A 5,791-nucleotide genomic window follows, 5' to 3' on the forward strand; every position below is an offset into this window, starting at 1 on the left:
AACTTCCCCACCCCGCCAAGTCCCCGAACGTATGTGTCATACTCGGGCGCCGATCATGGCGAGAACTGACCGGGGGGCTGTGTGGACGCCGTTTCCCTGGACGCCCCCTATCTGGACACGGATGCGGATCAACTCTGCTTCTCGCTGGACCTGACGGAGCGTCCGGCGCTGGCGGAACGCGTGGTGCCGCTCGGCGGACTGGATGTGCGGCTGCGGCTGCTCGGGGCCTCGCACCAGGTGTTCGCCGGTCCCGTACGGGAGACGGTGGCCTGCCTGCGGGGCGCGGTGAGAGGTTTGCCCGGGACCTGCACCCGTCATCTGCCGGGCTGGGACTACGAGTTCGGTTCCACCACCCGCAGACTGCCTCCCGAGGAGTTCAGCGCCGAGGTGGCGCAGGTCGTCGGCCTGGCCGCCGACACCGAGCACAGCCTGTGCGGAGCCTTCCCCGGTCTGCCGGGGGCGGTTACCGCGGTGGTCGTCGAGGCGGTCGGGGGACCGCACGGCGCCGGGCTCGTCTGGCGCACTTGGCACACGTATCCGCAGAACGGCCAGATCGTATCGACGTGCAGCCGGCTGGAGGCCCGATGAACAGCGCCCGACTCGTCCGCGTAACGGTGGCGGCGGTGCTGGCCGCGACCCTGCTCACCGCCTGCTCCAGCGGCGGGGACAACAACGCGGTCCCGCGCGACTGGATCAGGAAGACGTACACGGCGACCGGGTCGGACTGGGCCGACCCGGGCGGCACCCCGAGTGAGGTCGCCCAGGAGATCCACGCGGAGCGCGAGGCACTGGACCGTGCCTCCGGCGGCAACATGGAGTTCCTGCGCTACGGCGACGACATGGTCACCGTGTCGCCGCGCCGGAGCGGCAGCCTGATCGAGATCGAGGACTACCGCAACGGCTACCACCGCCACCGGCAGCACCTCACCTACTGGCCGGACCCGGACAGCGAGAGCTTCCGCGGCGGCGGCCCCGGCGAGGGCAAGTAGCGCCCGGTGACCGCCCGGATCACACCCCCACGCCCGTCCCGCAACGCACCTGATCACGCCCCGACCCCGCTGCCAAGAAAGGCAACGCAGTGACCGAGATCTTCGAGTCGACCGGCCAGGCCCTGCTCTACGGAATAGTGGGCCTCGCCGTGATGGCCGTCGGCTTCATCGCCCTCGACCTCGTCACACCGGGCAAGCTGTACCACGTGGTGTGGACCGACCGGAACCGCGGTGCGGCCGTTCTGCTGGGCAGCCAGTCCGTTGCGGTGGGCCTGGTCGTCATGAAGGCCATCGGGGCGAGCGAGTCCGAACAGGGCCTCGGCTACGGGCTGGTCAGCACGCTGCTGTACGGCCTGGCCGGAGTGCTGGTGATGACCGTCGTCGGCATCGTGATCGGCATGTTCACGCCGGGCCAGATGGGCGCGGTCGTCCTCGACGACCGCGACGGCTCTCCGCACCCCGCCGCCTGGGTCCAGGCCGGCATGTACCTGGGTACCGGGTTCATGGTCGGCGCGGCGATATCGTAACGGCGCCCTCGATGAGCGCCACCACCGTCCAGGGCCGCGACACCACCGCGACGCCCTCCCACCCCCCGGTCGTCCGGCACACCCGGGGGGCTCGCTCCCTGCTGCTGTTCTCGGTCTTCCTCTGCGCGGCCTGCGGCCTCGTCTACGAACTGGCCCTGACCGCGCTGGGCAGCTACCTCATCGGCAACTCGGTGCTCCAGACCTCCGTGGTGATCTCCGTGATGGTGTGCGCCATGGGGCTGGGCTCCCTGGCCGCCAAACCTCTGCGCCGCCGCGCGGTGGGCGCGTTCGCGCTCGTGGAGGGTGTGCTGGCGCTGGTCGGCGGGCTTTCGGTGCTGGTGCTGTACGCGGCGTTCGCCTGGCTCCAGATCTACACCCCGGCGATGATCGTGGTCGCGGTGGCCGTCGGTCTGCTGATCGGCGCCGAGATCCCGCTGCTGATGACCATGCTCCAGCGGATCCGGCGGCAGGAGGCGGGCAGCGCGGTCGCCGACATGTTCGCCGTCGACTACATCGGGGCGCTGGTCGGCGGCCTGGGCTTCCCGCTGTGGCTCCTGCCGACGTTCGGCCAGCTGAAGGGCACGCTGGTGGTCGGCGCGGTCAACGCGGTGGCCGGTGTCATCGTGGTGGTGTTCATCTTCCGCCGGCAGATCCGGCGCTGGGTGCGCAACTCCCTGCTGGCCGGGGTCACGGTGGTCCTGGCCGTGCTCGCTGCGGCGTACGTGTTCGCGGACGACCTGGAGGTGACCGCGCGCCAGCAGATGTACAGGGATCCGATCGTCCACGCGGAGACGACGCCTTACCAGGAGATCGTCGTCACCCGCTCCACCGCCTTCACCGGCGAACCGGACATCCGGCTCTTCCTCAACGGCGATCTCCAGTTCAGTTCCGTCGACGAGTACCGCTACCACGAGTCCCTCGTCCACCCCGCGCTCGCGGGCTCCCGCGCCAGCGTGCTGATCATGGGCGGAGGGGACGGGCTGGCCCTGCGTGAGGTGCTGCGCTACGACGACGTACAGCACGTCACGCTCGTGGAACTGGATCCGGCGATGACCCGCCTCGCGCGCGACTTCGAGCCGCTGCGCGACCTCAACGACGACGCGCTGGACGACCCGAGGGTCAAGGTGGTCAACGCCGACGCCTTCAACTGGCTGCGCGGGGCCCGGCAGCAGTACGACGCGGTCGTCATCGACTTCCCCGACCCGGACTCGGCGGCGCTGGCCAAGCTGTATTCCGTGGAGTTCTACCACCTGCTCGGCCAGGTTCTGACGCCGCAGAGCCGGGTGATGGTGCAGAGCGGGTCACCTTTCTTCGCGCCGAAGACGTACTGGTCGATCGCGAAGACGATCGAGACGGCGGGCTACGCGACCACTGAGTTCCAGGTCGACGTACCGAGCTTCGGCAACTGGGGCTTCGTCCTGGCCACCCGGGGCGGCGGCCCCCCTCCGCCGCTGCGGCTGGCATCACAGGCCCCGCGACTGCGCTACCTGGACGAGGCGGTCCTCAAGGCCGCGTCGGTGTTCCCCGTGGACCGTCGCCGCCAGGACGTACGGCCCAGCACGCTGATGGACCCCGCCGTGCTGGAGTACGTGCTGGACGAGTGGGAGAACTACTGACCGTCCGCGCTCGCTCTCGGAGGCGGAGGCGGCTGAGGGCGATACCCGCGAGGTGGAAGGCGGCTCCGAAGACACCGTGGCCGGGGACGTCGGGTGCCGGCGCCAACGACTCATGACCGCGCGGGCGTTGGTGGCCCGCTCCCGGCCGGCCTTCTTCGGCGGGGCGACGAGCGCCCTCGACAATCCCACCCGGGGCCCCGTCGCCGAGAGCTCCCATCGGCCGAACGCCATCCGCCTCGTCATCGCCCACCGGCTGTCCACCGTGATCGACGCGGACTGCATCGTGGTCATGGAAGGCGGCTGGATCGTCCGGCAGGGTACGTACGAACAGCGGCTCGCGGAGACCGACGGGCCGTTCGCCCGGCCCCCAACTGACTGCCCCGGTGTGGGCGAAGCGAACCGGATGGAATCCGTAGGCCTGCATGCCTCAGAGCCCTTCAGCCACGTCCGGTGACGAGATACGTGGAAGGCTATGGCGGCAGCTCGGGCGACCGGTGCGTCAATCCGGTCTCCCACTGCGTCAATCCGGGTTACGCATCGTCGTGGGGCAGTGCCAAGGGCGGGGACCGGCCCGGAGCAGTTCCCCTGGCCGCCGGAGTGCGCACCCCGGGCCGGTGAGCGAGCGGCTCAGCGCCCCGCCGACCGGACGATCGTGAACGCCGCGCCCTCCGGGTCCGCGACCATGGCCACCCTGCCGCCGGAGCCTTCCCGGGGCGGCTGCAGGATGTGCCCGCCGAGTTCCACCACGCGCTGTGCGGCCTCGTCCGTGTCGTCGACCTCGAAGTACGTCATCCAGTGCGGACCCCGGTCGCGCGGCAGGGCGTGGCCGACGCCGTGCAGCGAGGCCACCGGGTGGCCGTCCAGGTGGAGGGTCTGGTAGTCGAAGTCGGCCGAGACGACCGCCTCGGTCTCGTAGCCGAAGACCGCCTGGTAGAACTTGGCGACCGTCGACGTCTCCCGGGTCACCAGCTCGTTCCAGACCGGAGTGCCGGGCGAGCCGGCCAGCGTGGTGCCGAGGTGCGCGGCCGCCTGCCAGATTCCGAACACGGCGCCGGCCGGGTCGGAGGCAATGGCCATCCGGCCCGCCTCCCCGGCGTCGAGCGGCCCGACACCGACCGTGCCGCCGCAGGCGCGGATCGCCTCCGCCGTGAGGTCGGCGTCGTCGGTGGCCAGATAGGTCGTCCAGGCGATCGGGAGGTGCCGGTCCGGCGGCAGCTGTCCGATGCCCGCGACCTCCTTCCCGTCGATCAGCGCCCGGACGTACGGGCCGAGCTGCTCCGGACCCGGCCCGAACTCCCAGCCGAACAGTTCGGCGTAGAAGTTCTGGGTCGTGTGCAGGCCGTGCACGATCAGGCTCACCCAGCATGGTGTTCCGGGCGCTCGCCGAGTGGCAGCCTCGGTCATCGTCACACTCTCCTCCGACCATCGTGGTGGCCGTACAGGGGGAACGGGGCCGGCGCGCCGTTGTGCGGTACGGGATGTGTACGCCCCGTGCAGATGCTTGCACCACCCGGCACGTGATGCGTCCCGGCCGCGCCGCATTTTCCGCGATCTCGACCGAGGAGGTCCGGTTTGCGGTGATACATGCATTTCGACGCTGTTACGGGCGGGCCGACCTCTGCGCGAGGATGGCACGCATGAAGCCCATCATCACCGCATCCGAATATGCGAGCGAGTCGGCGGGGCCACGTCCGCCGGTGCTCCTGGACGTACGGTGGCAGCTGGGTGGCCCCCATGGCCGGCCCGATTACGAGGCCGGGCATCTTCCCGGCGCGGTCTTCGTCGATCTGGAGGCGGAACTCTCCGGACCCGCGGGTGACGGCGGACGCCACCCCCTGCCCGATCCGGCGGAATTCGGTGCCGTCATGCGCCGTGCCGGGGTGAGCAGTGACAGCTCGGTCGTCGTGTACGACGGCGGCCTGGGCTGGGCGGCGGCCCGTGCCTGGTGGCTGCTGCGCTGGACGGGGCACCGGGATGTCCGGGTGCTGGACGGCGGTCTCGCCGCATGGACCGGTGAGTTGTCGAAGGAGATTCCGAGCCCCGCGGAGGGGGACTTCGTCCCAGTACCCGGCGCGCTGCCTCTGCTGGACGCGGACGGCGCGGCCGCTCTGGCCCGCTCGGGCCTGCTGTTCGACGCGCGGGCGGGCGAACGGTACCGGGGTGATGTGGAGCCGCTGGACCGGGTGGGCGGGCACATCCCGGGTGCGGTGTCGGCCCCCACGGTGGAGAACGTCGGCGCGGACGGACGTTTTCTTCCCGCCGAGTGGCTTGCCTCCCGGTTCTTCGGGCTGGGTGCCACCGAGGAGGTCGGGGAGGTAGGTGTCTACTGCGGCTCGGGGGTCTCCGGCGCCCACCAGGTGCTGGCACTGGAGATCGCCGGCTTCGCGGACGCGGCCCTCTACGCGGGCTCCTGGTCGCACTGGACGCGCGACGAGTCGCGTCCGGTAGCCACGGGCCCCGACCCGCAGTAGGGGAGTCACCGGGCGGTTCGGAAGGCTCCGGCCCCGCCCGCACAGCGCGCGAGGGCCCGTACGCGACTGCGTACGGGCCCTCGTCACGCTGCTGTCACCCGGTCTCTCTCAGTCCTGCTTCTTGCGGCGGGTGCCGAAGACGATCTCGTCCCAGCTCGGCACCGCGGCCCGCCGGCCGGGCCGGACCC

General features: G+C 70.9%; 7 protein-coding genes. 6 read left to right on the forward strand and 1 reads right to left on the reverse strand.

Translation table 11 applies throughout. The annotated features are described in order from the left end of the window. Positions 1–81 precede the first annotated feature (81 nt). The 5 genes from JGS39_RS35590 to JGS39_RS41745 all read left to right on the forward strand — a co-directional run bounded on the left by JGS39_RS35590 (position 82) and on the right by JGS39_RS41745 (position 3,586). A complete protein-coding gene (locus JGS39_RS35590; protein ID WP_219573897.1) occupies positions 82–588 on the forward strand; it encodes a DUF2617 family protein in 507 nt (168 codons plus the stop codon). Continuing rightward, positions 585–989: a DUF4247 domain-containing protein gene (locus tag JGS39_RS35595; protein WP_219573898.1), complete on the forward strand. Its 405-nt coding sequence runs from the start codon at positions 585–587 to the stop codon at positions 987–989. Before JGS39_RS35590 ends, JGS39_RS35595 begins: the two co-directional genes overlap by 4 nt. 89 nt (positions 990–1,078) lie before the next feature. Beyond that, on the forward strand, positions 1,079–1,516 hold the full coding sequence (locus tag JGS39_RS35600; protein ID WP_219573899.1) for a DUF350 domain-containing protein: 438 nt from the start codon (positions 1,079–1,081) through the stop codon (positions 1,514–1,516). Positions 1,517–1,527: 11 nt separating this feature from the next. Further along, entirely contained in the window at positions 1,528–3,132 is a 1,605-nt protein-coding gene (locus JGS39_RS35605) for a polyamine aminopropyltransferase (RefSeq protein WP_219573900.1), read from the forward strand. A gap of 112 nt (positions 3,133–3,244) precedes the next feature. After that, positions 3,245–3,586 carry a hypothetical protein gene (locus JGS39_RS41745; protein WP_219573901.1) on the forward strand — a complete coding sequence of 114 codons (342 nt, stop codon included), beginning with the start codon at positions 3,245–3,247 and terminating at the stop codon, positions 3,584–3,586. 173 nt (positions 3,587–3,759) lie between these two features. On the opposite strand, the gene JGS39_RS35615 is transcribed toward JGS39_RS41745, so the two are convergent. Beyond that, the gene (locus JGS39_RS35615; protein WP_219573902.1) at positions 3,760–4,536 is read right to left on the reverse strand and encodes a VOC family protein; all 777 of its coding nucleotides are present in this window, start codon (positions 4,534–4,536) and stop codon (positions 3,760–3,762) included. 233 nt (positions 4,537–4,769) lie between these two features. Between JGS39_RS35615 and JGS39_RS35620 the strand changes: the two genes are divergently transcribed. Further along, positions 4,770–5,603 (forward strand): sulfurtransferase, encoded by an 834-nt coding sequence (locus JGS39_RS35620; protein ID WP_219573903.1) that lies wholly within the window; start codon positions 4,770–4,772, stop codon positions 5,601–5,603. Positions 5,604–5,791 lie beyond the last annotated feature (188 nt).

The sequence above is a fragment of the Streptomyces poriferorum genome (assembly GCF_019399235.1).
Classification (GTDB): Bacteria; Actinomycetota; Actinomycetes; order Streptomycetales; family Streptomycetaceae; genus Streptomyces; species Streptomyces poriferorum.